Annotated in this window: 19 protein-coding genes, 1 tRNA gene and 2 rRNA genes (1 of these 22 only partly in view); 14 read left to right on the plus strand and 8 right to left on the minus strand. The window is 62.1% G+C overall.

Features of this window, described 5'->3' with window-relative positions; all coding sequences use genetic code 11:
• The 3 genes from P1IM2_RS04300 to P1IM2_RS04310 all read left to right on the plus strand — a co-directional run.
• Nucleotides 1-908, plus strand: a 23S ribosomal RNA gene (locus tag P1IM2_RS04300) (it extends 1,885 nt beyond the left edge of the window).
• Between the two features lie 116 nt (nt 909-1,024).
• A 5S ribosomal RNA gene (gene rrf, locus P1IM2_RS04305) occupies nt 1,025-1,139 on the plus strand.
• Between the two features lie 111 nt (nt 1,140-1,250).
• Nucleotides 1,251-1,327: transfer RNA gene (locus tag P1IM2_RS04310), tRNA-Met, on the plus strand.
• A 159-nt stretch (nt 1,328-1,486) separates the two neighbouring features.
• Here the strand turns inward: P1IM2_RS04310 and P1IM2_RS04315 are convergent.
• Both P1IM2_RS04315 and P1IM2_RS04320 read right to left on the minus strand, forming a co-directional pair.
• Complete coding sequence (locus P1IM2_RS04315) at nt 1,487-2,527, minus strand: hypothetical protein (RefSeq protein ID WP_186401513.1); 1,041 nt, start codon at nt 2,525-2,527, stop codon at nt 1,487-1,489.
• Nucleotides 2,528-2,685: 158 nt separating this feature from the next.
• On the minus strand, nt 2,686-3,852 hold the full coding sequence (locus tag P1IM2_RS04320; protein ID WP_186401514.1) for a CapA family protein: 1,167 nt from the start codon (nt 3,850-3,852) through the stop codon (nt 2,686-2,688).
• A 155-nt stretch (nt 3,853-4,007) separates the two neighbouring features.
• Between P1IM2_RS04320 and P1IM2_RS04325 the strand changes: the two genes are divergently transcribed.
• From P1IM2_RS04325 to P1IM2_RS04340, 4 genes are read left to right on the plus strand one after another with little or no spacing between them, the layout of a single operon-like run.
• Nucleotides 4,008-6,902, plus strand: a complete 2,895-nt coding sequence (locus P1IM2_RS04325) for a TonB-dependent receptor (RefSeq protein WP_186401515.1) — start codon at nt 4,008-4,010, stop codon at nt 6,900-6,902.
• Between the two features lie 46 nt (nt 6,903-6,948).
• Nucleotides 6,949-8,499, plus strand: coding sequence for an AbgT family transporter (locus tag P1IM2_RS04330; protein WP_186401516.1), 1,551 nt, complete (start codon nt 6,949-6,951; stop codon nt 8,497-8,499).
• A gap of 8 nt (nt 8,500-8,507) precedes the next feature.
• Nucleotides 8,508-10,340 (plus strand): CocE/NonD family hydrolase, encoded by a 1,833-nt coding sequence (locus tag P1IM2_RS04335; RefSeq protein WP_186401664.1) that lies wholly within the window; start codon nt 8,508-8,510, stop codon nt 10,338-10,340.
• Between the two features lie 2 nt (nt 10,341-10,342).
• Complete coding sequence (locus P1IM2_RS04340) at nt 10,343-11,278, plus strand: LysR family transcriptional regulator (RefSeq protein ID WP_062901470.1); 936 nt, start codon at nt 10,343-10,345, stop codon at nt 11,276-11,278.
• A gap of 437 nt (nt 11,279-11,715) precedes the next feature.
• Here the strand turns inward: P1IM2_RS04340 and P1IM2_RS04345 are convergent, their stop codons facing one another.
• Genes P1IM2_RS04345 through P1IM2_RS04365 form a run of 5 tightly spaced genes read right to left on the minus strand, consistent with a single transcriptional unit; the run spans nt 11,716 to nt 16,242 of the window.
• A complete protein-coding gene (locus P1IM2_RS04345) occupies nt 11,716-12,861 on the minus strand; it encodes a 12-oxophytodienoate reductase (RefSeq protein ID WP_186401517.1) in 1,146 nt (381 codons plus the stop codon).
• The gene (locus P1IM2_RS04350) at nt 12,858-13,664 is read right to left on the minus strand and encodes an alpha/beta fold hydrolase (RefSeq protein ID WP_186401518.1); all 807 of its coding nucleotides are present in this window, start codon (nt 13,662-13,664) and stop codon (nt 12,858-12,860) included. The genes P1IM2_RS04345 and P1IM2_RS04350 overlap by 4 nt, the downstream gene beginning before the upstream one ends.
• An 8-nt stretch (nt 13,665-13,672) precedes the next feature.
• Complete coding sequence (locus P1IM2_RS04355; RefSeq protein ID WP_186401519.1) at nt 13,673-14,140, minus strand: nuclear transport factor 2 family protein; 468 nt, start codon at nt 14,138-14,140, stop codon at nt 13,673-13,675.
• A 25-nt stretch (nt 14,141-14,165) separates the two neighbouring features.
• Nucleotides 14,166-15,458, minus strand: a complete 1,293-nt coding sequence (locus P1IM2_RS04360) for an acyl-CoA dehydrogenase family protein (protein WP_186401520.1) — start codon at nt 15,456-15,458, stop codon at nt 14,166-14,168.
• A 31-nt stretch (nt 15,459-15,489) separates the two neighbouring features.
• Nucleotides 15,490-16,242 (minus strand): glucose 1-dehydrogenase, encoded by a 753-nt coding sequence (locus tag P1IM2_RS04365; protein ID WP_186401521.1) that lies wholly within the window; start codon nt 16,240-16,242, stop codon nt 15,490-15,492.
• A 271-nt stretch (nt 16,243-16,513) separates the two neighbouring features.
• Between P1IM2_RS04365 and P1IM2_RS04370 the strand changes: the two genes are divergently transcribed.
• The 7 genes from P1IM2_RS04370 (at nt 16,514) to P1IM2_RS04400 (ending at nt 26,026) form a co-directional block, all read left to right on the plus strand.
• Nucleotides 16,514-18,781, plus strand: coding sequence for a TonB-dependent receptor (locus P1IM2_RS04370; RefSeq protein WP_186401522.1), 2,268 nt, complete (start codon nt 16,514-16,516; stop codon nt 18,779-18,781).
• Between the two features lie 11 nt (nt 18,782-18,792).
• Nucleotides 18,793-19,527 carry an SDR family NAD(P)-dependent oxidoreductase gene (locus P1IM2_RS04375; RefSeq protein WP_186401523.1) on the plus strand — a complete coding sequence of 245 codons (735 nt, stop codon included), beginning with the start codon at nt 18,793-18,795 and terminating at the stop codon, nt 19,525-19,527.
• Nucleotides 19,515-20,546, plus strand: coding sequence for a phosphotransferase family protein (locus P1IM2_RS04380; protein WP_186401524.1), 1,032 nt, complete (start codon nt 19,515-19,517; stop codon nt 20,544-20,546). Before P1IM2_RS04375 ends, P1IM2_RS04380 begins: the two co-directional genes overlap by 13 nt.
• Complete coding sequence (locus tag P1IM2_RS04385) at nt 20,546-22,177, plus strand: long-chain-fatty-acid--CoA ligase (RefSeq protein ID WP_186401665.1); 1,632 nt, start codon at nt 20,546-20,548, stop codon at nt 22,175-22,177. The genes P1IM2_RS04380 and P1IM2_RS04385 overlap by 1 nt, the downstream gene beginning before the upstream one ends.
• A complete protein-coding gene (locus tag P1IM2_RS04390; protein WP_186401525.1) occupies nt 22,174-22,881 on the plus strand; it encodes a TetR/AcrR family transcriptional regulator in 708 nt (235 codons plus the stop codon). Before P1IM2_RS04385 ends, P1IM2_RS04390 begins: the two co-directional genes overlap by 4 nt.
• A 256-nt stretch (nt 22,882-23,137) precedes the next feature.
• On the plus strand, nt 23,138-24,304 hold the full coding sequence (locus P1IM2_RS04395) for a CaiB/BaiF CoA transferase family protein (protein WP_260833901.1): 1,167 nt from the start codon (nt 23,138-23,140) through the stop codon (nt 24,302-24,304).
• 51 nt (nt 24,305-24,355) lie between these two features.
• On the plus strand, nt 24,356-26,026 hold the full coding sequence (locus P1IM2_RS04400; RefSeq protein ID WP_186401526.1) for an NAD(P)/FAD-dependent oxidoreductase: 1,671 nt from the start codon (nt 24,356-24,358) through the stop codon (nt 26,024-26,026).
• A 245-nt stretch (nt 26,027-26,271) separates the two neighbouring features.
• On the opposite strand, the gene P1IM2_RS04405 is transcribed toward P1IM2_RS04400, so the two are convergent.
• Complete coding sequence (locus P1IM2_RS04405) at nt 26,272-26,625, minus strand: excalibur calcium-binding domain-containing protein (protein ID WP_217372865.1); 354 nt, start codon at nt 26,623-26,625, stop codon at nt 26,272-26,274.
• Nucleotides 26,626-26,725 lie beyond the last annotated feature (100 nt).

Below are 26,725 nucleotides of genomic sequence, written 5' to 3' on the forward strand. Positions count from 1 at the left end.
AACGACTTCCCCACTGTCTCCAGGAGATGCTCAGCGAAATTGAATTCTCCGTGAAGATGCGGAGTACCCGCGGTTAGACGGAAAGACCCCGTGCACCTTTACTGCAGCTTCAGAGTGGCATTAGGAAAGAACTGTGTAGCATAGGTGGGAGGCTTTGAAGCGTTGGCGCCAGCTGACGTGGAGCCATAGGTGAAATACCACCCTGTTGTTTTCTGATGTCTAACCTCGATCCATGAAACTGGATCAGGGACCCTCTGTGGCGGGTAGTTTGACTGGGGCGGTCGCCTCCTAAAGAGTAACGGAGGCGCGCGATGGTAGGCTCAGGACGGTTGGAAACCGTCTGCGAGAGTGCAATGGCATAAGCCTGCCTGACTGCGAGACTGACGAGTCGAGCAGAGACGAAAGTCGGTCATAGTGATCCGGTGGTCCCGAGTGGAAGGGCCATCGCTCAACGGATAAAAGGTACGCCGGGGATAACAGGCTGATGATTCCCAAGAGCTCATATCGACGGAATCGTTTGGCACCTCGATGTCGGCTCATCACATCCTGGGGCTGGAGCAGGTCCCAAGGGTTTGGCTGTTCGCCAATTAAAGTGGTACGTGAGCTGGGTTCAGAACGTCGTGAGACAGTTTGGTCCCTATCTGCCGTGGGCGTCGAAATTTGAGAGGAGTTGACCCTAGTACGAGAGGACCGGGTTGAACATACCTCTGGTGTACCTGTCGTGGCGCCAGCCGCGCAGCAGGGTAGCTATGTATGGACGGGATAACCGCTGAAAGCATCTAAGCGGGAAGCCTCCCTCAAGATAAGATTTCTTAGAGCCGTGGAAGACCACCACGTTGATAGATCGGATGTAGAAGTGCGGTAACGCATGGAGCTAACCGATACTAATTGCTCTATTCGCGCTTGAAGAGTCCCACCATCAACGACAATCCTGTCAGGATTGTCCGCGATAAGTGGATGATTGATCAGACAGTATTGCACGGACATCGATTGAAACCCTTTTTGACCTACGCCGGCTTCATTGCTTGGTGACCATGGCGTCAGTGACCCACCCGATCCCATCTCGAACTCGGCCGTGAAACCTGACAGCGCCGATGGTACTTTGGCTTAAGCCACGGAAGAGTAGGACGTCGCCAGGCATTGCAGCCGGCGTAAGGTCGAAAAGAAACCCATTCACAAAGTTAGAGGCCGGCAGCGATGCCGGCCTTTTGCTGTTTTTGCGGCCCCAAACGGCGCCGCGCTCTGGTTGACGCGGGATGGAGCAGCCCGGTAGCTCGTCAGGCTCATAACCTGAAGGTCGTAGGTTCAAATCCTACTCCCGCAACCAGTAACCCCTTTGATTTCCATGATAAAGTTCCCCTCGGGGGAAATCTGGAAGCACGCCTCTGCATCATCGGTTAGCACACCCTACGCAGACGGATTTAATTTCATTACAATCCGGAAGCACCACGCCGAGGCGGCGCGAGAAGCGGCCAACGACCGCCGGTCAGCGGCCGAGGTAAGCAAACCTGTCAGGTGCGTGCTGCAGCAAGAATCTGCGAATCCGCTCGCGCTCCTCCGGCGCGCATCGAGCCATCAGGGCACGAAGTTCACCATCAATCGCCTCACTAGGAGCGCCGAGTTCTTCTGCTTTTTCGTACCAGCTGTGACCAGCGGCTAGATTACCGGCCTCCATATGCAGCGCGCCCAAGAGCGTGCATGGTCGGTAGCTGCTTCGTTCCAGCGCATGCGCTTCGAATGCAAGCGCCATCGCCTCTTCGTGCCGCGCCAGATCTCGCATCGCTCCACCGCGCGTGGTTGTGAGCGCTGATCGCAGTTTCGATTCCAGATTTGGCCTTTTCAACGCAGCCGCGGTCAGATCTAGCGATCGCCTCGGTTCTCCTGCCTTCCGCCAGTGGCCGCTGGCATTCACCGCCGTCCAAGGGTCTTGGCTTCGTTCCCATTCTTCGGTGAAGGCTTTCGCTTCGGCAGTGTGCCATGCGTGACTGACCGCATCGGTCCAGCAATAATCGGCCTCGGTTCTCAGCCATGCTACCTCGCTCGGTGAGAGCCGCCGCCCGACAGAAAGCTGGGAAAGCAGCCTCATGATGCGACGGTAGTGGTCGGCATCAACATTTCCGATTCCGAAACGATTCCGGAGCTCTTTGGACTCGCGCCGCCGACGAAATACAGGGTCATTTTCGCGCTCGGCGAAATATTGTTTAACTGCCGCGGCTCTGCTTTCCGCAGCCTGCGCAAGGGCCACTGCGTCGTCTGCCGCCTTTTGCTCGGCACATTCGATCCGCTCTCTACGCTCGGCCTCGGCTTGCTCCGAAAACTCTGACCAATCCCGCTGGCTGATCACGCAAGCGCGAATAGCTTCCAGGCCTCTTTCTGCAAGAAACTGTAGCGTTGCTGCCGAGGGTGACTCGCCGGCTTCGATCTTGCAGAGAATCCCATTAAGCCGTGCGCCAACTTGCCGCGCACCTGGAAGGTCGTCGACCAGATACCGAGCGGCCAAACCGAGATTAGTATTTTGATCGATCATGCTTAAGGCCGGAGTGTGATGGTGCCGACTAACGCCACGGCTATCGAGGCCCAATATGCCTCTATGTCGTTGTGAATATCTTAATCTCAGGCTCGTCGTCGCCCACGAGCTCCGCCAAATTCCGACTGGATTCCAGAGCATCGATCGCTGCCTGGCGGTCAGCTCCGTGGAAGCTTCGGAACAATTTTCACAGCCGTTGCGCCACGGCTTCGCGGCCGACCGGCCTCGAAAAAGACAGAGGATCCAAGAGCGTCACTCAGGTCAGCGAGGCGCGTGCAGATGACGCCGACCGAAGGCCCTGTGGCAAGCTGCGGGCTACCCTTCACCCGCCGCCCCCCGTAGTCGACACCTTCGGCATCGAGTTGAACGGGGATAATCTCTGCACGGGCTACGCCGCCATCAATGACGTCAAGTTCGGCAATCACCGACTGCCACGCTTCCGGGCCATAGGCGCCGTGAGGCTTTTCGGATTGGAAGATAAAGGACGAGAGGCCGTGGAAGAGCGGCGCCCCACGGTAATATTCGATGCCCTGCAATTCAGGCACGCCGTGGGCAACGAATGTGACGGCGCCGGCATCGATCGCTCGGCGGGCGAGGTCGCGCTGCCAAGCCGGCGTATCGGACTTGCGCGGCTCCCAATAATGGCTGTGCAGATAGGCAATCACTGTCGCCCCGCTGGCTGCGGCAATGCGGATGGCGGCTAGATAACGTTCGACGTCGCTTCCGACCAGCGCTCCGTCTGCTCCGCGGCGCAGCTCGTTGACGCCCGGCCTTGTGTCGGTGGCAGCCGCACCATCGCGGATTGCACCCGCCGCCGCCGCGACAAGCGCCACCCGGGCGCGCGCCTGCAACAAGCCGGGAGCGCTCGCTGCAGCGAGGTTGCGGCCGCTTCCGGCATAGACGAGATTTCGGGTCTCCAGCGCGTCAATGGTCGACAATATCCCGCCGCTGCCCAGGTCCCAGGCGTGATTGTTCGACGTTGCGACGATATTGACCCCGATTTTCAGGAGGCAATCGATAACCGTAGGATCGGCGACGTGCAGCACCTCGCTATCGGCAGGCCGCGTCGATTCCCCTGCGAGTGGGCCGGCAATTACCGTTTCAAGATCGGTGAAAACGGCGTCGCGCCCTTTGAACAGGTGCCCGAACGCCTCGAGCTCGCTCCAGCCAAGCTTGCGCAGGTCGGTTTTGATAAGTGATTGGCCGAGCAGGCTGATCCGCAGAGGCCGCTTCCCGGCTCCGGCCAGAACCGGCAGAAGGACGACGGAAACGCCAGCGCCGATGAGGTGTCTGCGGGTAGGCGTGAGCCGGTAGGCTGATGACATGAGTACCGTTCCTCCGCTTCACTCCATACCAAGTGCGTGCAAAGCAGGGCAATGTCATGCACTTTCGGTATGAGCGCATTTGCGACCGTCATAATATTTTTTGGGGGAACAGTTGGCCCTAAGCCAGTGACCGAATCGCAATTTGGGGGGACAATATGACCATCGCATCCGCTCGTTTCATCCGGCGCCGACAGGCCGCGAGGTTTGCCGCCATCGCCGGCATCAGCCTCGCCGCGCTTGCATGGCCTGCGCTCGCTCATGCTCAAGACGCAGAGGATGAGGCGGCAACAGATGCAGCTGGCAGCGGCGAGATCATTGTCACCGGGTCGCGCATCGGGCGCAAGGATGCAGACTCGGTCGGTCCTATTCTGACATTGACGTCGGAAGACATCACCAAGTCGGGCAGTTCGTCGATCGGTGACCTGCTGCAAAAGCTGCCGTCGGCAGGTGTCAGCCTTAATTCCAACGGCACGCAGGGAACCTCCTACGGCGCCAGTTCGATCAACCTGCGCTATCTGGGCGGCGCCGAGGGCAGCGGCAACCGGGTCCTTGTGCTCGTTGACGGGCACCGCTGGGTCGATGGCGTCGGCCAGCGTGGCTTCCGTGACTTCGTCGATCTCAACACGCTGCCGCAGGGAATGATCGACGGTATTGAAATCCTGAAGGACGGTGCGTCCGCCATTTATGGCGCCGACGCAATCGCGGGGGTGGTAAATATCAAGACCGTCCAACCGTTCGACGGGCTGCGAGGATCTGTTCGTGCGGGCGTGACCAGCCACGGCGACGGCGCCGAACTCGGGGGCAAATTGACCGTCGGCAAGACATGGGACCGGGCTTCGGTCATCCTGTCGGGCAGCTATTTTCGGTCGCGGCCCATCCGTACCGACGCACGCGAGCTGACCACGCAGACTTTGGTGCCGGCGACTTCGGTTGGCACCAATCCCAACGGTCTGTTCATCCTGCCGGGCCTGTCGAACAACGCCTATTTCGGCACCGCGACCGGCTTCGCCAATTCTTCAAACCCGATCATCCTCAATAGCGGCGCGACGATCGGCGCCGGGGCGCTCGCCGACAATGCATTTCATGTCGGAGCGCTGCCAGGCGATTATTACAACACGCAGGCGCAGGGCATCTATTCGGCGGGTCCCTCGGAACGTTACGGCTTTTATGGCCGCTTCGACTATGAGCTTTCGGACAATGTTTCGATCAAACTGGACGGCGTTTACAACCGCCGCAAGTCGAACCAGCTCTTCTCGCCAGTCCTGCTCGATATCGGTGGCTCATCGGGAACCGTGCGCGGATTTTCGATCCCGAACAATCAGGCCTTTAATCCGTTTGGCACTGCTAACGGGGTACCGACCGCCAACGCCATCGGCTTCGCTGCGAACAGCGCCTGGCGCATTCGCAAGGTCATGACCGACGTCGGCAACCGCAACAATCTGCAGGACGTTGAAACGATCCGGGTGTCGGCAGGTCTCGACGGAAGTTTCATGATCGGCGACGGCGAATGGCGCTGGGACGTCTTCGGATCCTATTCGAAAAATGCCATCCACACGACCGCCGAGAATGGTATCAACTACGACAATCTGTTCTTAGGCCTCGGCTCGCCCGCGACCTGCGCAGCGAATGCCGGCTGCGTGCCGATCAACCTGTTCGCGCCGATGACGGACGCACAGGCGGCCTATATCCGCTTCACGACGCGCGAATATAACCGCACCGAGCTCTACAATGCCGCATTCAACGTGACGGGCAATCTGTTCGACCTGCCCGCCGGACCGGTGGCGCTAGCGGTCGGCTACGAATATCGTCAGAACCGCGGCTTCGATGCGCCCGATCCGGTGGTCAACGCACCCTCGCTCTACCTCTCCTCCCAATATGCGAAGACGACCGGGCAAACCCGGACCGCGACCGTTGGCAGCTACGACCTCCATGAAGCCTATGCCGAACTCAATGTTCCGGTTTTCCGCAACCAGCCATTTGCCGAGAGCCTCGAGCTCAGCCTCGCCGGGCGCTATTCGGATTACTCGACGGTCGGCAACAAGGTTACCTTGAAGGCAGGCGTCGGCTACCGTCCTATCGAGGACATATTGTTCCGCGGCACTTACTCGCAGGGCTTTCGCGCGCCTTCGATCCTCGAACTATATCAGGGTGCCCGCCAGACAAGCTTCCAGGGGACAGACCCGTGCAACGGCGGCGCATCTGCGAACCCCGGCCTGCCAGGCTGCGCCGGCGTGCCGACCGGATATAACCAAGCCAATTACAACCTCAATGGCCTGATCCCGGGCGTCATCAGCGGCAACCCCGGCCTCAAGCCGGAAACAGCCGACACGTTCAGCGCAGGCATCGCTATCTCGCCGCGCGCGGTGCGCGGCCTGTCGCTGACCGTCGATTACTACAAGATCAAGATCAAGGACGCGATCGCCTCGCAGTCGGCGACCCAGATCCTTCAGCTTTGCGCCGTTCGCGGCGGAATATTCTGCGACCTCGTCAGCCGCGACAGCGGGACCGGCGCGATCCTCGAACTGCTGCAGGGCGCCCAGAACCTCAACTCGATCACCACCGATGGGGTCGACGCCACGCTGCGCTATGATTTCAGCACCAGCATCGGCCGCATCTCGGCGGTCGTCGATGCGTCCTATCTCCATTCGTTCAAGACCACCGCGCCCAACCCCGCGGGAGGCGACCCCATCGTCGACGAGCGCGCCGGCCGCGGCGATGCTCCGCGATCAACCTATCCGCACTGGAAGGGGCAGGCGTCGCTCGGCTGGACCGGCGACACGGTGGATGCGACCTTGCGCGCGCGCTACATTGGCCCGACGAGCGATGTGGTCAACGCGGTCAAGGACGACCGGACCCGGTCGATCATCTACACCGACGTCGAACTCGGCTTCAACATCGGCGACGATACGGCGCGCTTCGCGATCGGCGTGAACAATCTGTTCGACAAGGCGCCGCCTGCTTCTTACGCCAATGCGCCCATCAACTACGACATCTACACCTATGACGCGCGTGGCCGCTTCCTCTACGCCAGCTTCTCGGTGAAGATGTAAACCGATGCGCCGCGCCGGAACCGGCGCGGCCATCACGGAATCAGCGATGCGGGGCGGTTCGACGATGTCAGGCAAGACGCAAAAGTGGCTCGACCGGGTCGAGCGCTGGGGCAATGCCCTGCCCGACCCGGTCTTCATCTTCCTTGGTCTGATCGCGCTGCTGGTCGCCGTATCGGCGGCTGCGGCAAGCTGGGGCTGGAGCGCGGTCAATCCGGTGAATGGCGAAATACTGGTCACCAAAAGTCTGCTTTCGGCGGAAAATATCGGCAAGCTGCTGACCGCCATGCCCGACACCATGGCCAGCTTTCCTCCCTTGGGGCTGATCCTTGTCGTCATGCTGGGGGCCGCCGTCGCCGAGCGATCGGGACTGTTCACCGCCCTGATGACGCGCGCGATGCGCGGCGTGCCAAGCCGCTTTCTCAGCCCGGCGATTTTTCTGATCGGCCTGTTGTCGCATCAGGCCGCCGATGCCGCCTATGTCGTATTGATTCCGCTATCGGCGATCATCTTTGCCGCCGCCGGGCGGCATCCGCTGGCGGGCATTGCGATCGCCTATGCCGGGATATCGGGCGCTTTCGCCGCCAACCTGGTGCCAGGTCAGTTTGACGTTCTGATGCTCGGGATCACGAAAACGGCGACCGCGCTGCTCGTCCCCGATCATATGCTCAACCCGCTCGGCAATTGGTATTTCACCGCCGCGCTCGGATTGCTGCTCGTGCCGATCACCTGGTTCGTCAACGACCGGATCGTCGAGCCCCGGCTCGGTGTGTGGCGCGATCCGCCGCCCGAGGGTGAGATCGACGATCATGCCGATCCCGTGTTGCAGCGCCGCGGCCTGCGCCGCGCGGGCTTCGCTGCTTTCGCGGTGATTGCCCTATTCGCAGCCCTCCTCTTCTGGCCCGGCTATACGCCGCTGGTCGATGCAGGGGCATTGGGGCCGGCCCGGTTCGAACCATTTTACGCCTCGCTCGTGGCAGGCTTCATGCTGCTCTTCCTCGTCAGCGGCTGGGCTTACGGCGCCGCGGTCGGCACCGTCACCTCGCACCGCGACGTGGTCAAGATGATGACCGAAGGCCTTGCGACCATGACTCCGTTTCTCGTCATCGCATTCTTCGCCGCGCATTTCATCGCGATGTTCGCCTGGTCGAACCTTGGTCCGGTGCTCGCGATCAACGGCGCCGACTGGCTGCGCGCCCAGCATCTTGCGACCCCGGTGATGCTGATTCTACTGCTGCTAATGTCGTCGATTTTCGATCTCGTCATCGGTTCGGCCTCGGCGAAATGGAGCGCGATGGCGCCGATTGTCGTCCCGATGCTGATGCTGCTCGGCGTCTCGCCGGAAATGACCACGGCCGCCTACCGGATGGGCGATTCGATCTTCAACATCGTGACACCCGTTGCATCGAACTTCGTCCTCGTCCTTGTCCTTGCACAGCGCTGGCGCCGCGATTTCGGGGTCGGGTCGCTAATCGCGCTGATGCTGCCCTTCTCGATGGCAATTGGACTGACCGGACTTTGCCTTGTCGGATTCTGGACCGGGCTCGAACTGCCGGTCGGCCCCGGTGCACCGGCAACCTATATGATGCCTGCGCGGTGACCGCGGCCATGACCGCCCAGGTGATCGCCAACGTCATGGTGCCGATGCGCGATGGCGTGCATCTGGCGACCGACATCTATCTGCCCGCCGGCGCCAAAGACAAGGCCGTGCCGGTGCTGCTCGAACGCACGCCCTATGACAAGACCGGCACCAACCACGCCGACTTCTCGGTCGCCGATCCGGTGCCGCGGTCGAAGCCCGCGATTGCCGCCGATTTCGCAGCGCACGGATATGCATTCGTGTTGCAGGATTGCCGCGGGCGCTATGGCTCGCAGGGCGTGTTCCGCAAATATATGTCGGAGGCGGAGGACGGCGCCGACACCATCGCCTGGATCATGCAGCAGCCGTGGTGCAACGGCCGGATTGGCACGCTCGGCCTGTCCTATGGCGCGCATGTGCAGGCCGCACTCGCGACGCTCGATCCGCCGGGCCTCGCGGCGATGTTCCTCGATTCGGGCGGATTTTCGAGCGCCTATCACAGCGGCATCCGACAAGGGGGCGCCTATGAACTCAAGCAACTGACCTGGGCGCTCAAGCATGCGCTGCTTGCGCCGGAAACGCTGGCTGATCCCGCGCGGCGCGCGGCGCTCGAGGCATCCGACATCCGCGAATGGATCGGCGTCGAGAAATGGCGCCCCGGCCACTCGCCGATCGCGGCGGCGCCGGAATATGAAGATTTCGTCCTCGAACAATGGGACGAGGATCGTTTCACCGACTTCTGGAAACAGCGGGGCCTTTATGCGCGCGGCTGGTACGAGGACTTCGCCGACGTGCCCATGGTGCATATGTCGAGTTGGTATGATCCTTACGCGCTGACCGCTGTGGAGAATTTCGTCGCTCTGTCGAAGATCAAGCGCGGCCCCGTAAAGTTGATTCTCGGGCCGTGGACGCATGGTAAGCGCTCGCTTACCTATTCGGGGGATGCCGACTTTGGGCCGCAGTCGACCCTCGACCATCTGTTTGGTGATTATGGCGCGCTGCGAAAGGCGTGGTTCGACCGTCATATGAAGGCTAGCGCTATCGACCCGCTGCCCGAACCGGTTTACTTCTTCATAATGGGCGGCGGCACCGGCCGGCGCCTCCCGAGCGGGCGGCTCGACCATGGGGGACGTTGGAGCACCGCCGCTTCCTGGCCGCTGCCGACGATGCGCCTGACGCCATTCTATTTGCATCCCGACGCCGCGCTGCGCGAAGCGGCACCAGCCGGTTCCCACACGTCGAGCTTCATTCACGACCCCTATCATCCGGTGCCGACAATCGGCGGCGCGATCGCATCGGGAGCCCCGGTGATGGAAGCAGGGGGATTCAACCAACGCGAAGGACCCGATTTCTTCGGCGCGCGCGAACCCTGGCCCCCCCTTGCCGATCGGACGGATGTGCTGGTGTTTGAAACCGATCCGCTGGGTAGCGACGTCGAACTGACCGGTCAGGCGGTTGCCGAACTTTTCGTAAGCTCGACAGCCCTCGATACCGACGTCATGATCAAAATTGTTGATGTTTATCCGGTGAGCGCCGACTATCCGGAGGGCTATGCGCTCAATATCGCGCATGGCCTGTTGAGAATGCGCTTCCGAGACTCCTTTGAAGTGCCAGAAGTGATGGAGCCCGGAAAGATTTATTGCGTGCAGATTGCCTCGTTCCCGATGAGCAACCGTTTTGCGGCCGGGCATCGCATCCGCCTCGAAATCGCCGGGAGCAATTTCCCCCACTTCGACATCAACCCGGGCACCGACTGGCGCGTCGAAGGGCTCGACCCTGTCGTCGCCGAGAACAGCGTCTATCTGGGCGGTGGTCTCGCCTCGCGCATCCTTCTGCCGGTCATAGCGGCCGCGACAGACTGACGATGCGCAAGCCGCTAGCACCTGCCGGCGTCGAGCCCGACAAGGATGTCAGCTTCCGCGCGCTGCGCGTTTTTGCCGAGATAATGCGCACCGGATCGGCGACCGCCGCTGGCAAGCAATTGTCCCTGTCCCAGCCCGCGGTCAGCCGCCTGATAGCGCAGCTTGAAGCCCAGGTTGGCTTCGATCTCTTCTATCGCGATCGCGGTAAGCTGGTACCGACCGCCGATGGCACCAAGCTGATCCAGGAAGTCGAGCTTTCGCTCTCAAGCCTCGACCGATTCAACAGTCTGGTGCGTGACATTGCGGGCTATTCGGCGGGTACCGTCCGGATTGTCGCGCCGCCGAGCTTTGCCGAAGGCGTGCTGCCCGACATCGTCTCCCGCTTTCGGGAGCGCTTTCCGGGCGTCGAGTTCAGCATCGATTCGCGCAGCGTCGAAACCGCGCGGACGATGATCGCGATGCGTTATGTTGATTGCGGTTTCGTCAAGCTGCCGACCGACGAAAGCGATCTAGCGATCGAGCAGATAGTTTCGAGCGGATCGGTTTGCGTGATGCGCGGCGATCATCCGCTTGCCGGACGCGGCGAAATCACGCCGTCCGACATCGGCCGGCATCCTTTAATTCTGCTCGGCGCGGGGCGCCACTGGCGCACGCAGGTCGATGCCGCGTTCGCCGCCTTTGGCCTCCGCCCTACAGTGGCGATCGAAACGCACACGCACGGTTCAGCCTGCGCGCTTGCCGCACGCGGGAACGGGATGGCGATACTGAACGAATTGCTCGTTAAGCCCTATCTTCACCATCCGCTGGTCGCCCGACCCTTTGATCCGCCAATCGAGCATGAATATGCCTTTGCCGTGTCGAACGTGTCGCGGCCTTCGCGGCTGACGCTGGAATTTCAGAAGGAGGTGCGGGCCTATTTTGCGGCAAGGATGTTGTGAGTGGCACTCTTGGCCTGAGACGGCGGCGGGTACGCGGGGCATGGAGGCGCTTGTTCTTTCGCTCCAGCGCATGGGCTTCGAATGCAAGCGCCATCGGCTCTTCGTGCCGCGCCAGATCGCGAATCGCTCCACCGCGCGTGGTTGTGAGCGCCGATCGAAGTGTCGATTCCAGGTCAGACCTGTTCAGCGCGGCCGCGGTCAGATCTAGCGCTCGCCTCAGTTCTCAGCCAACCTAGATCGCTGGGTGAGAGCCGCCGCCCGGCAGCACGGTGCGGTCGTCTCGCGGGGCCTATTGCAGCGCAAACGGGTCGGCAGATTTTTCCGTCGCAGCCGGGGGGACCTTAGCGAACCGCAGCGAACCGCTTCCGTCTAGCTTGGGGAACTGCGACCGCGTTCGACGGACCGCAAAGCGACTATGCAGACTTCGAACAGAATCTTTAATGATGTTCATACTGTTTGAGCGCAGTCGCGCGATCATAGGGGGTCAATTCGTCGATGCGATGCTGTTCTATTTTCTCCAGCCAGTTGGGGTCGGCGAGGAGGACGCGACCGAGCGCGACGAGGTCGAATTCACCGCGTTCGAACATCGCAACCAGATCTTTCAAACGCCCCAGCATCGGCGAGGAAATCCCTTCGACGAAATCCTGCATCAGGTCGCGGTCCATGCCGATCGACCCCACGGTGATGACCGGCTTGCCCGTCACTTCCTTGATCCAGCCACCGAGATTTTTGGCATCGCCCGCGTATTCGGGCTCCCAGAAGCGGCGCTGCGAGGCGTGGAAGATGTCGACCCCAGCGCGTGCGAGGGGGTCGAGCCAGCGGTGCAATTCGTCGGGATCGCGCGCAAGCTTGACGTCATAGTCATAGGTTTTCCACTGCGACACGCGGAAAATAATCGCAAATTCTTCGCCAACCGCCGCGCGGCAGGCTGCGACCACCTCTGCGGCGAAGGTCGCGCGGTCACCGATGTCCGGCCCGCCGTAGCGGTCGTCGCGAAAATTGGTCTTATCCCAAAAGAATTGGTCGAAAATATATCCATGCGCGCCATGCAGTTCGATCGCGTCGCAACCGATCGCCTTGGCAGCACGAGCGGACTCGGCGAAAGCTGCGATAGTGTCGGCAATGTCGCGGTCGGTCATCGCCCGGCCGCCCGGCACGTCGGGACCAGCAAAGCCCGACGGGCTGACCAGCTCAGCGTGGGGCGCGTCGGGGTAGTTGAAATCGATACAGCCGCCGACATGCCATAATTGCGGAACAAACATGCCGCCTTCGCCATGGACCGCATCGACCGCGGCCTGCCAGGCGACGAGCGGCGTATCGCCGGCGAAGATGGGGATGGTGTCGGCAGCGACCGTGTGGTCGATCGCAACGCCCGTTCCTTCGGTGATGATCGTGCCGATACCCGCGGCAGCGCGGCGGCGATAATATTCCGCGCCATCGTCGGTCAGCACCCCGCCGGGCGCAAAATAGCGCGACATTGGCGCCATGCAGAAACGGTTAGGCGCTTTCAGCGATTTGCATGCGAAGGGCGCATGCAGGGGAGCGAGCAGGGCGGCAAGATCGTCGAGCGGCGCGGTGGTCATCGGTCAAGCTTTCTTACAAAGGCAAGTATCGCCTCATTATAGGCGGACGGGCTTTCCAGATGCGGCGAATGGCCAGTATCCATGGTGAGCAGCGTGCCTTTCGAGGCACAATTTGCCGCAAATCCCGCAATGGCTGGGTCGGCAATGCTGTCTTTCGCGCCGCCGATCGACAGCACGGGAAAATCGAACGATGCCAGCAAGGCGCGCTGGTCGAGCGTCGCCAGCCCAGCGAGCGTGTCGCTGGCGCGCGGTCCGGTGGCCAGGAATCCGCGTTCGACCCAACCGATCATCGCTTCGCTTGCGCCTTCGCCCGATGCGCCTTCGGCTAGCGCGCGGAAAAAGCCGGGGCGGTCGGCCGTGATCGCAGCGCCGATTCCCAGCACATCCTCGGGCAACCCGCCGTGCGGAAAGCCGTCGCCCTGGACATAGCGCGGCGACGCGCCGCAGGTAAGGATCAGGCCGGCGACGCGATTGCCCAGCAGATCGGCCGCGGCGACCGCGACGGCGCCGCCGAGCGACCAACCGTTGAGCACCACGCGCGGGGTGCCGCAGCGTTCGACGATCGCGGCCACGTCGCCTGCAATCGCGCCGATCGACATATCGCCGAAGTCGCGGTCGGAGCGGCCGCAGCCGCGGTGATCGACGACGATCGCGCCATGGCCCTCGGCAAGCAACGCCTCGACCGCCGAGGCCCAATAATCGCCCGACATGCCCCAACCGTGGATCAGCACAACGGCGAGGCCCGGCGCGCGGTGATGCTCGTAATAGACGCGGCCGCCGTCATCGGTGTCGAGATAGGCCATGAAAACTCCTATTCAGGGGCGGACAAGGTCACGCCGGGCAGCGGGTTGAAGTGATACATCTTCACCTTGCGGTGCGCGATCTTCCAAACCCCGCCGCGACGCTCGAACCGATCGAAATAGCTGGCGCTGACGGTCTGTGCCTGCTCGTCGGCGGTGGTGCCGATGCAGTCGACGTCGCACACCCCGGTCGCTTGGTCGTCGCCGTCGAAAGCGATGACAAGATTGGTCGTGAAATGGCTCGACGCGAGCCAGGCGGGCCAGAGAATATCCTTGGTCACATGCGCGATGCCTTCGCTCCCCTCGAATTTGCCGAAGGGCGGGCCGATGTCCCACACCGCGTCGGGCCACCAGATGGCACTGAAGCGGTCCCAGTCGTGCTTGTCGAAGCCGTGGCAGTAATCGCTGACGAGATCGTGCATCGCAAATCGGCTTTCGACACGGTCGAGACGCTGCGCGAAGTCAGGGGATTCGGACATTTCGGGCTCCTTGCGCCGCAGCGCGTCAGTCGAGAAAAGCGGCAAATTTTTCGCGCGCGGCCGCGAGGCGCGTCGGCACGTGATAACTTGGGAAAAGGCCGTCGAACGGGCGGATATCGCGCAAGATATCCTTTGCTACTCCGACCTTGTGAACCTCGGTCGGACCATCGACGATGCCCATTTCGGGCACATATTGCCACATATCCATCAGCGGCGTTTCGTTCGACATGCCGAGCGAGCCATGGAGATGCAGCGCCCGATAGACTACGTCCTTAAGCACCCCGGGCATCGCTGCCTTGATCGCGCTGATTTCGCGTCGTACCGGTCGCGTATAGGACTTGTCGCGGTCGAGAAGCCAGGCAGCGTAGAGCACATGCAGCCGGAACTGCAGGATCTGCGTATAGCTGTCGGCTATTTTCTCCTGCACCATCTGCTTGTCGGCCAGCCTTTCGCCCTTGGTGGTTCGGCTGACGACGCGCTCGGTCATATAGTCCATCGCCTTGTTGAGCATGCCAACGGTTCGCATTGCGTGGTGGATGCGTCCGCCGCCAAGGCGCGACTGTGCGACCTTGAAGCCCTCGCCAACCGGGCCAAGGCGGCTCGCCTCCGGCACGCGGCAACCGGTGAAGCGCAGGTAGCCGTGGACGCCACTTCCGAGTTCATCCTTTGGCCCGACTGCGGTGTTGCGCACGATCTCCAATCCAGGGGTGTCGTGCGGCACGATCAGCATGGTCGAGCCCTGATGGACCGGGACATCGGGGTCGGTGATGACCATGACGATCAGGAATTCGGCGATACAGGCGTGGCTGGCAAACCATTTTTCGCCGTCGATCACCCACTCGTCGCCGTCGAGGCGCGCCCGGCAGGTGAATTCGGCGGGATCGGCGCCGGCCTGAGGCTCGGTCATCGAATAGCAGGAGACGATCTCGCCATCGAGCAGGGGCTGGAGATATTTGGCCTTCTGATCCTCGGTCCCGAAGCGCGCGAGAATTTCGGCATTGCCGGTATCGGGCGCCTGCGTCCCGAACACCGTCGGCGCGAAGCGGCTGCGGCCGAGAATTTCGTTCATCAAACCCAATTTGAGCTGGCCGAGACCCTTTCCGCCAAGCTCGGGGCCAAGATGACAGGCCCACAGGCCGCGCCGTTTGACCTCTTCCTTCAGCGGCGCCATGGCACGCGCCGCGGGCGAGCGCGGATCGACGTGCGCGCCGGGGTTGCGAAAAACAAGGTCGAGCGGCTCGATCTCTTCGGCCACGAAACCGCGCATCCATTCGAGCTGCGCCTCGAACTCGGGGTCGGTCGAAAAATCCCAGGCCATCAGTCAAGGGTCCTTGCGCGCATGTCCACGCTCATTGCCCCGCGTACCATGCGCCATCGACCCAGAGCTCGGCGCCCGACACATATTTCGCTTCGTCCGATGCGAGATAGAGGCTGGCATAGGCGATATCCATAGGTTCGCCGACGATGCCCATAGGGATCGAGGCCTTGATCGCCGCATCCTGTTCGGGGGTGATGTCGCCGAGGATCGGTGTCTTGATCTGCCCGGGGAAGATCGTGTTGACGCGGATGCCCTGCTTGGCGAATTCGAGAGCGCCTGCTTTGCCCATCACGCGCACCGCGGCCTTGGAGGCGTGATAGGAAATGGCGTTCGGGCTGCCGATCAGGCCGTAGAGCGAGCTTATGTTGACGATCGCCGCATTGCCCGCGGCGAGCAGGGCAGGAACAGCGGCCTTCATCCCCAGAAAGACCGCGGTCTGGTTGATCGCGATCATGCGGTCCCAGCCTTGCTGTGTCTCATCGACGATCCCGCCCGGGTGGAAGATGCCGGCATTGTTGACCAGCGTCGTCAGCTGGCCGAACCGCGCGACGGCGTCGGCAACCGCAGCAGCCCAGCTGGCGGCGTCGGTCACGTCGAGATGAATGAAAGCCGCATTGCCGCCTTCCCCGGTGATGGTATCGACCACCGCCCGGCCCTTTTCGGTCTGAACGTCGCCGATCAGAACCGCGGCGCCTTCGCGGGCATAGAGGATCGCCTGCGCTTCGCCCAGACCGCTTGCGCCGCCCGAGATCAACGCCGACTTACCGTTCAGCCGGCCTGTCATTCTGCACTCTCCCAATCCGTCTCTTTGATAGCGAATCTTGTTACACACTTACTAGTTGAGAACAAGCAACAATATTTTTGATCTCGAAAAATAGGCGAAAAAATGATATTAAACAAATATATGGCCTTATCATCTTCTGCCTAAATTGCGGCGCTATCAAAATTTGCTTGTCGAAAACAACCAAGTGGGTCATTCTGAAATCGGAGCGTGACTCGCGAGCTTTGCACAGCGCATCCGCGAGAAAAATCACACGCCCGCCGATGGGAGAGAAATGACCATGATCGATCGCGTCAAATCCGTGCGCCTGCTCGCCACCGCCGCAATGATAGTCTGTCCGGCATCGGCCGCGAGCGCGCAGGAGGCTGGTGGCGAACCGCCGGCCGCTTCGTCCGGCGGCCTCGAAGAAATCGTCGTCACTGCGCGCAAGCGCGAAGAAAGCATGCAGGACGTGCCGGCATCGATCAGCGCGCTGTCGGCGAGCGAGCTTGATCGGCGGTTCGATTCTGATGTCCGCGATTTTGCCGACTCGTCGCCTAACATCGTGATCGACGATACCCAGCAGGGACCAGGCGGCGTAGCTGCAGTCTATATTCGCGGCATCGGGGTTGCCGACGTCGAGAAATCGGTCGATCCCGCGGTCGGCGTGGTGTTCGACGATGTCTATATCGGCCAAAGCTCGGGCAGCCTGCTGAAAGCGATCGATATCGACCGTGTCGAAGTTCTGCGCGGGCCGCAGGGGACGCTGTTCGGACGCAATGCGACCGGTGGGGTCATCAATCTCGCGCGCTCGCGCCCGACCTACGACCTGACCGGCAAGGCCCGGATCACATATGGCCGCTTTGACAGTTGGAAGGTGGAAGGGGTCGCCAGCACCGGACTGTCGGACAATGTTGCGGTGAAGGTCAGCGGCGCATATGAAAAATCCGACGGCTATATCTTCAACAGCTTTCAGAACCAGAACGGTCAGCGATCGGAATTCTACGCCGTCTCAGGCGCCCTGCTGTTCGAACCTACCGACAAGCTCGACATTCAGCTCAGCTACGATCACCAGAAGACGAAGCAGGATCCGCCCCAACTTCTGGCGGTCAACCGGCCGACCGATCTGTTCTGCGTTGCCTACAGCCAATGTTCGCCTGCCCCGGGGGTGCCGACATCGGGTGACCGCTATACGAGCGTTTCGGATGGCCGGCTTGAAAAGAACGCGACATTCAAACTCGATATGGCCATCGCCAAGGCCAGCTACGATCTCGGCTCCGACATGCAGGTCGACTATATTTTCGGCTGGCTGAAAACCAATGAAGCGATCAACCAGGATTTCGATGCCGGGCCGCAGACGCTCTATCACACCGATCGGCCGGCGCGCTGGCGGCAGACGACCAACGAGCTGCGCCTGACGAAGGGCGGATCGGGTCCGCTGAGCTTCGTTCTCGGTGCCTATCTTTGGGATTCGGCCTACACGATCAACCTCAAGAACTATATCGGTTTTGCCGGGCCTGCGCTCCTCACCAGCGCGCAGGACGTCAGGCAGACCAACAAATCGTGGGCGATCTATGGCGAAGCCGACTACGAAATTGTCGATCGGCTGACACTGACGGTCGGCGCGCGCTACACCAAGGACAAGAAGTCGAGCATCGTCAACGATCTGCCGATCTTCTTTTACGACACGACGGTCGAGGAAAATCCGGTCGGAACGGCGCCAGGCGCGATCGTCATGGCCGATCCGGTTCGCGCGAGCTGGTCGAAATTTACGCCGCGCGTTTCGCTTCGCTACGAAATTACCGATCAGGCGATGATATACGCCCTGTGGTCGCGCGGCTATCGAGGTGGTGGGTTCAACGGGCGCCCGTCGACGATCGGCGCTGCTACAATTCCTTATGACCCCGAAACCCTCGACAATTACGAGGCCGGCTTCAAAACCGAGTTCGCGAACGGGCGCGTGCGCCTGAACGGCGCCGCCTTCCTGATGAAATATAACGACATGCAGCAGGACCTCGACGTCCCGGCGCCGGGAACCTCGACCGGACGCGAAAACCGAACGATCAACGCTGCGTCAGCCGAGCTCAAGGGTTTCGAGCTCGATCTGACCGCGCGCCCCGTCGACGGCTTTACGCTCAACGGAAACATTGGCTATCTCGATGCAAAATATAAGGATTTCATGGGCGACATTTACAGCACCGGGACCCCGATCGACGCGAGCTTCCTCAAGATTCGCCGCGCGCCGAAATGGACTTGGAGCGTTGGAGGGACCTATGAGGCCGATATCGGCAGCAACGCGTCGGCGTGGATCTCGGGCGACGTCCACTATATCGGCCCGCACGAGATTACATTCCTCAACAACCCGAACCTGCGTAATAGCGGCCAATATTTGGTCGATGCTTCGATCAACGTACGGTTCGACCGGACAACCATCAGCCTATTTGGGAAGAATCTGGCCGACGAAAAGGGTTGGACGATCGGTTACGATGTTCAGGGAGTGTGGAGCTATGCCGCGCCGCGTCCGCGCCGGACATGGGGTGTCGCCGTGACCCAGACCTTCTGAGCGAGCCGGCGATGACGACACCGACGAAAGCTGCGCCGCGCCGATGGGTCGTCACCGGGGCATCGCGAGGCTTGGGCCTGGCGATTGCCCGGCTGGCGGCCGGCAAGGGTGATCGCGTAGCGCTGGTAGCGCGCGGCGCCGATATCGAAGCCCGGGCGAAAGCGATCGGCAAGGCCGCGATCGGGGTGGCTGCCGACGTGACCGATCCGGCATCGGTCACGGATTGCTGTGCGGAAATTGCCAAGCGGTGGGGCGGGATCGATGTCCTGATCAACAACGCCGGCCTGCATCGCGGCGGACTGATCGGTTCGCTGGCGCAGGGCGATTGGCAGGCGGTGCTCGATACCAACCTGTCGGGGCCGCTCAACTTCGTGCGCGGTGCCTTGCCGCATATGGGCGCAGGCGGATCGATAGTGAACATCGGCGCGGTCGTCGGCCTGCGCGGCTTTGCCGGCGACGCCGCCTATGGCGCGTCAAAGGCGGGACTGGCCGGGCTGACGCAAGTGCTGGCGGTCGAACTCGCGCGGCGTGGGATCCGTGTCAATTATGTCATTCCGGGTTTTACCGCGACCGAGATGACCGCGGGCATTTCGGCGCGCGCCAAGGCCAAGCTGGTCGCCAGCATCCCGCTCGGCCGCGAAGGCACCGCCGAGGAACTCGCCGACGTCGTCTGGTGGGTCGCGGGGTCGCCCTACATGACCGGATCAATCATCTCGAACGACGGCGGACTTCTGTGCAGGTTGTAAGCGATCCGGCCGAGCGGCTTTCCCGCTGGTTGGAGCGTGAAGCCGGAATTTCCGAAGCACGGATCGTTCGGCGGCTGACGGGCGGCAATGCCAATGTGACCAGTCTGGTCGAAACCGCGCAAGGACCGATGGTGCTTCGCCATCCGCCCGCGGATACCGTGTCGGACCTGGCGGCTGCAGGCATTGCGCGCGAGTATCGAGTTACCTCGGCAATCGCCGGCAGGGCGCCAGTTGCGGAACCGATCCTCTTTTGCGACGATCCGGCGGTGCTCGGCGCGCCCTTTTCGCTGACCCGGTTTGTCGGCGGCACGGCGATCACCGACGCCCTGCCGCCCGCCTATCCCGACACCGTCGCGACGCGCGATACGATCGGCCACGCCCTCATCGACGCGCTGGCGAGCGTCCATGCGATCGCGCCGGTGCCTGCCGGTCTGGGCGACATCGAAAAGGCGCGAAACTTCGTGGTCCGTCAAATCGAGCGGTGGCGGGCGGTGCGATCCGCCCATGCCGTCCGCGACCTTCCGCTGATCGAGGCGATCGGCGCCTGGCTAGCGGAGAACGCTCCGGAGCCGGAAGCAGTGCGCATCGTTCATTGCGATTATCACCTCGACAACCTTCTGTTGGCCCCCGATGCACCGGAAGTGCGGGCGATTCTCGATTGGGAGATGGCGACGCTCGCCGATCCAATGGTCGATGTCGGGCTGGTCACCGCGATGTGGAACCGCGACGAACGTCTGCCGCTCGGCTTCGCCTTCGTCCAGCGCGTGTCGAACCTTTCCGGCGTGGTGACGGGTTCGCAGCTGGCGCAGCGCTGGTCGAATGCGACCGGGCTGTCGATCGACCATCTGGGATATTTCCAGGCATTCGCGCTTTGGCGGCTCGCCGCGATCGTCGAAGGCGCTTATGGACTGTTTCGGCAGGGTCAGGTCGATGGCTCCTATGAGCGCGGATTGGAGAAGGACGTTCCTGCATTGCTGGAAGCCGCACGGCGGATCGCCGCGGCTGAGGGGATGGCGTGATGGACGCGACCATGATGCACGAGCCGCTGGGCACTGCGACGATCATGGCGCATGGCGAGCGGATTTACGCAAACAGCCGCATCGGACTGTTCGATGGCGAACAGGTGACATGGCGCAGTTATGCCGAGACCGCCGAACGCGCGCGCCGGCTGGCGGCGGCGTTGCAGGCCGCAGGCGTCGGGCCGAACACCCGCGTCGCGACGCTCAGCTGGAATGATTTTGCGCATTTCGAGGCCTATCTGGCCGTTCCCGCGATGGGGGCGGTCCTGCACACGCTCAACCTGCGCCTGCATCCCGATCAGCTGCGTTATATCATCGCCGATGCCGAGGACGCGTTTCTGATCGCCGACGGTTCGCTGCTGGCGGGACTGCTGCCGCAAATGAACGCGTCGGACAAGCTAGTGCGTATCATCGTCACCGGCGATACGACTGGACTCGCGGAGTTGGAAAAACCCTGGACGCCTTATGAGGCCTTCGTTGCCGAGCACGCGCCGCTTGCCGATTTTCCGGTTCCCGATGAAGCCGCCGCTGCGGCGACCTGCTATACATCAGGAACGACAGGCGATCCCAAGGGGGTCGTCTATTCGCATCGCACCATTTTCCTGCACAGTATGGCGTCGATGGCGGCCAATGCCTTTGCGCTTCGCGAGAGCGATACGATTCTGCTGCTGCCGCCGATGTTTCACGCCAATGCGTGGGGCCTGCCCTTTTCTGGCTGGCTCGCCGGGGCTGACTTCGTGCTGCCGGGCCCCCATTTGCAGCCCGAGGCGATCCGCGCGATGATCCGCGCGACCGCGCCGACCTTTACCGCGACCGTTCCCACGATCCTCAACGACCTGCTGCTCGCCGATGCGAGCGATCCGGTCGATATGACCAGCTTTCGGGTTATCGTGGCTGGCGGATCGGCGGTGTCGGAGGGGCTGATCCGCGATGTCGAGCGCCGCTGGGCTATCCCGTTGATCCAGGGTTGGGGCATGACCGAAACCAGCCCGCTGTGTGTGCTGTCGCATCCGCCCGCCGATGCTCCGCCCGACGAGGCACGCCGCCTGCGCGCCAAAAGTGGGCGTCCGGTGGCGGGGGTCCGGGTGCGGCTGGTCGACGACGCAGGCCAACCGGTTTCCGAGGATGGCCGGAGCGTCGGTCGACTGCAGTTGCGCGGGGCGTGGATCGCGCGCGGTTATCACCGCGGCGCCGGTGCAGGCGTCCTGACCGGCGACGGCTGGCTCGACACCGGCGATGCCGGGACGATCGACGAACGTGGTTATGTCCAGGTCACCGACCGGCTGAAGGATTTGATCAAATCGGGTGGCGAATGGATTCCGTCGGCCGAGCTCGAGAACCATGTCGCGAGCCTGCCCGGGGTCGATCTGGCCGCGGTGATCGGCATTGCCGACCCACGCTGGGAGGAGCGGCCGCTGGCAATCGTCACCACTATCGACGGCACCCGTCCCGATTTTGCGGGTCTGCGATCGGCGTTGCAGGGCCGGGTCGCGCGCTTCTGGATTCCCGAATATTGGGCGCATGCCGACAGGCTACCATTGACCAGCGTCGGCAAGATTGACAAGCAGGCCCTGCGTGCCGCGGTCGCAAACGGCCGGACGGGTTTTGAAAGGGTTGACGAATTTTCATGAACGCACCGTCTTCGATGAAAGGCAAGGCGTCGCTGCGCGAAGTGACCGAAAGCCATCGCGTCGAGCCCGTCAAGGGACGCGCCAAGCCGCGCGCCAGTCGCCGCACCCAGGCGGAGCGCACTGCGCTGTCCGATGCGCGCATGTTCGATGCCGCGATGCAATTGATCATCGAACAAGGAACCCACGCGACGACGTTGAAGGCGGTCGGCGAACGCGCCGGCTATTCGCGCGGACTGGCATCGAGCCGTTTCGGTTCGAAGGATGCACTGTTCGGGCAACTGGTGTTGCACTTCAACACCGGCTGGACGCAGGAGCTGGCGAACAAGGTGGGCACCCGCGGCGGCGCGCAGGCGTGTCTGGCGGCCTTGCGCGCGGTCGAGGGCTTTCTGGCAAGCCATTCGGGTTACATGCAGGCGATGTACATCCTGTGGTTTGAATCGATCAGCTCGCACAATGATGTGCGCGACCATCTTGCAGCGTATCACGAAATTTATCGCCGCGACGTGGCGCATTGGGTGAAGGAAGGTATCGCAAGCGGCGAGATCGACCCGTCGGTCGATGCCGAATGCTATGCTTTCGGCTTTTGCAGTTTCATCTTCGGGACGATTTATCAGTGGCTGGTCGCACCCGGCAGCGTCGATCTGCCTAAACAGTTCGAAGCGTTCCGCCGCTCCACCGCCAAGGCCTTTGGCATCGCATATTGATTCGCTTGGCGAATCTCATTTAAATTAATAAAATCAAGATAATAACCAACCAGTTTTACGCTTGATATTTCATTTGCTAGACGCTAGCAAATAAATTAGACGGATGCCGATGGCGGCGCCGGTTTATTGGGAGAGTTGGCTTGGCCCGGGCTGTCGATCTGGTGCCGTTGCAGAGCATGGTAAGCCATTCGCTCGCGCGTGCGACGCGCGCGGCTCGATGCAGGCAGCGCTATCATATCGCCCGAAAGCGGCCCCTATGACGCCTGTCCAGCGCCTCGATACGACCTCGATGCGGCCGGTACTCGATGGCGTGCGGGTCATCGAATTGGCGGGCATCGGTCCTGCCCCCTTTTGCGGCATGATGCTCGCCGACCATGGTGCCGAGGTCATTCGTATCGATCGCCCCGGCGGCAGCGACCCGCTGGCCCAGGATCAGAGTCGAGACGTGCTGCTGCGCTCGCGGCGCTCGATCACCCTCGACCTCAAGCAGCCCGAGGCGGTCGAGATCGTTTCCCGGCTGGCCGAAACCGCCGACGGCTTGATCGAGGGGTTCCGGCCAGGCGTGGCAGAGCGGCTGGGACTTGGTCCCGATATATTGATGCAGCGCAATCCGGCGCTCGTCTATGGCCGGATGACCGGGTGGGGGCAGGAAGGCCCGTTGTCCGACATGGCAGGACACGACCTCAATTACATCTCGCTCAACGGCTGCCTCGGCGCGCTGGGCAGCGAGGGCGAGCCGCCGCCGCCGCCGCTGAACCTGATCGGCGATTATGGCGGCGGGGGGATGATGCTCGCCTTCGGGTTCGTCGCGGCGCTGCTGGCGGCGCGGCATAGCGGCAGGGGACGTGTGATCGATTGCAGCATGGCCGAAGGGTCGGCGGCGCTAATGGCGGGAATGTGGTCGCTCGCCCATAACGGGATGTGGGACGAGGGGCGCGGCCGGAACCTGCTCGACGGCGGAGCCCCCTTCTATGCCTGCTATGCTTGCGCCGACGGGAAGTTTGTCGCGGTCGGCGCGATCGAGACACAATTTTACGCGCGGTTGATTGACGCGCTGGGGCTTACGGGCGACCCCCTGTTCGCGGCGCAGCACGACCAGAGCCGCTGGCCGGCGATGAAGGCGCGGCTGGCAGAGATTTTTGCCTCGGCACCCCGGGCTGCCTGGACCGACAAATTGCAGTTGCGCGATTGCTGCTACACCGAAGTGCTGACCATGGCCGAAGCCCCGACGCACGCGCACAACCGGGCGCGGGGCAGCTATCTGGAGGCCGACGGGCGGCTGCAGCCGCATCCGGCGCCGCGTTTCGGCGACACCGAGGTCGTCGTGCCGACGATGTGGCGGCGTGATTCGGCGCGAAGCGAGATTCTGGCCGAGATCGGGGTCGCCGACCCCGATCGGGTGGCGGTGCGACAGGAACCCTGAGGCAAAATGACGAGCGTCGGACAAGGCGCCGTCGGATGATTGGAGAGAGTGATGACGACGACGAACGCCGATACAAGCCTGGCCACCCGAAATCGCGACGACCGAGAGGCGTTCGATTATGATGCGATCGTCATCGGTGCCGGCTTTGCCGGACTGGCGCTGATCCATTACCTCCGCGAGATCGGGCTGAATATCCGCGTGTTCGACCGTGCGTCCGATATAGGCGGCACCTGGGCCTGGAACCGCTATCCGGGCGCTGCGACCGACAGCGAAAGCTATTATTACTGCCTGACCTTCTCGCCAGAATTGTTGCAGGAATGGTCGTGGTCCAAGCGCTATCCAGGCCGCGAGGAAACGCAAAATTACATGCGCTTCGTCGCCGACAGGTGTGACATGTGGCCGCACATCCAGTTGAACACCGAAATTGTCGAAGCCGAATATGAGGCCTCGCACGGGTGCTGGCGGGTCACGACGGGCGACGGTGACGTCTATACGTGCAAATATTTCATCAGCGGTATGGGGATGATCTCGGAACCGATGATTCCGAAAATCCCAGGGATGGATCGCTTTCAAGGACCGATCTTTCATTCCTCGCGCTGGCCGCAAGAGGGGCTCGATTATGCGGGCAAAAAGGTTGGCATCATCGGTGCGGGCGCGACCACCGTCCAGATGCTACCGGTCGTTGCGGAAACCGCAGCAAGCGTGACGGTGTTCCAACGCACGCCCAACTACGTCCTGCCCGCGATGCAGAAAGAGATGACTGCCGAGTGGGAGAAGGAGATCAAGGATAATTACCCGGCGATCGTGGCCAAGTGCCGCAACCATGTCTTCGGCATGGCCTTTGACAGTCCGGTCGGGCGCAACGTCCTGGATACTCCGCCAGAGGAACGGCAGCGGATTTTCGAGGAAAACTGGACCGGTAGTTTCCGCTGGGTGTTCGAAACCTTCGACGATCTGCTTGCCAGCCCCGAAGCCAACCGGATCGCAGGCGATTTCATCGCTGCCAAGATGCGCGAGCGGGTCAAGGATCCCGCGATCGCCGACCTGCTGACGCCAAGCTTTGACGATTATCCATTGTTCGCCAAGCGCCCGCCGCTCGACCATGGCTATTTCGAAGCCTTCAACCGCGATAATGTCCATCTGGTCGATATCAAGAAGCGCGAGCCTCTGGTCGAGATTACCGAGACGGGGGTGCGCACTACGCTTGCCGATTATGAATTCGACATCATCGTGCTGGCGACCGGCTTCAAGGCCTATACCGGCGCGCTCGAAGCGTTTCCCATCCGCGGCGAAGGAGGGCAGACGCTGCGGGAAAAATGGCAGGTCGAATCCTCGTCGATCATGGGGGTATGCGTCGCCGGCTTCCCCAACATGTTCGTCGTCACTGGTCCGCAGGCGCCATTCGCCAACCTGCCGACCTCAATCGAGCAGAATGCCATCTGGATCTCGCGCTGCATCGCCAAGATGGAAAATGAAGGGTTCGATATCTTCGAACCACGCGAAGCTGCGGAACGCGAATGGACCGCGGCGACCGCGAATATCCATGGCCAGACACTGATGGCCGAAGGCGACAAGGTCAATTCATGGATGATGGGCGCCAATCGCGACGACAAGGGTGCACGCGTGCTGATCTATTTCGGCGGCGCCAACCTATATTATGACGCGCTCGATCAGTCGGCGGCCGAGGGTTTCCCGGAGTTGGAGTTCAGAAGTCGCGCCTAGGCGGCGCGGGCAAATTTGAAACAGTATTCGGCGGTGGCGAGATGGAACGCTCCGTGAGGCAGTCACGCATTGGCCGCTTGAAGTTGATTGAAGCTATCGGCGATCGCCCGCCAACGCTCGACGTCCAAGATGTCGCGCGTCATGGCCGAGACATGCACCCGCTCGGCGATGAACTGTGGCCTGCGCGCCCACGTGCTCCTTCTCGGCGTGGAGCGCACAGGCCTACAGTTCATACTCGGGCGATATCACTCGCAACCGATGCCGTCGCCATCGCGATCGAGCCGCGGCGCATAGCCGGGATCGCCGATGCGAACAGGAGCAGCGCCAGCCGCGCGTGCTTCCCGGCAATTGCGAAAGGGCCGACTTCCGAAGGCCCGTTGCGGTTCGTCCGAGACAAAGCGCTGCGGCTGGAGCGCAAAGGGCTCGGGCTCGGCATAAGAGGCGCTGGGATCGTAATTGGCTGGCGCCTGGCCAACAAGAGCCTGGGGTGCCACGTATGCGCTGCGCTTCGGATCTTCACTCGACAGCTTGCCGGCAACGAACGCAAACAGCGCCACGAGCGCAATCGTTCCTATGTTGCTGTTGCCCCTCTTGCCCATGTCGGAAGACTGCCACGAAGGGGTTAAAGAGTCGATTCAGCCGACGAGCCGCCTTCAGACAGCGTAGGCGAAGGTCCCGACTGCGGCGGTCGCGAGCGCC

The organism is Sphingopyxis sp. P1IMeth2 (genome assembly GCF_900185685.1).
In the GTDB taxonomy this organism is placed as follows: Bacteria; Pseudomonadota; Alphaproteobacteria; order Sphingomonadales; family Sphingomonadaceae; genus Sphingopyxis; species Sphingopyxis terrae_A.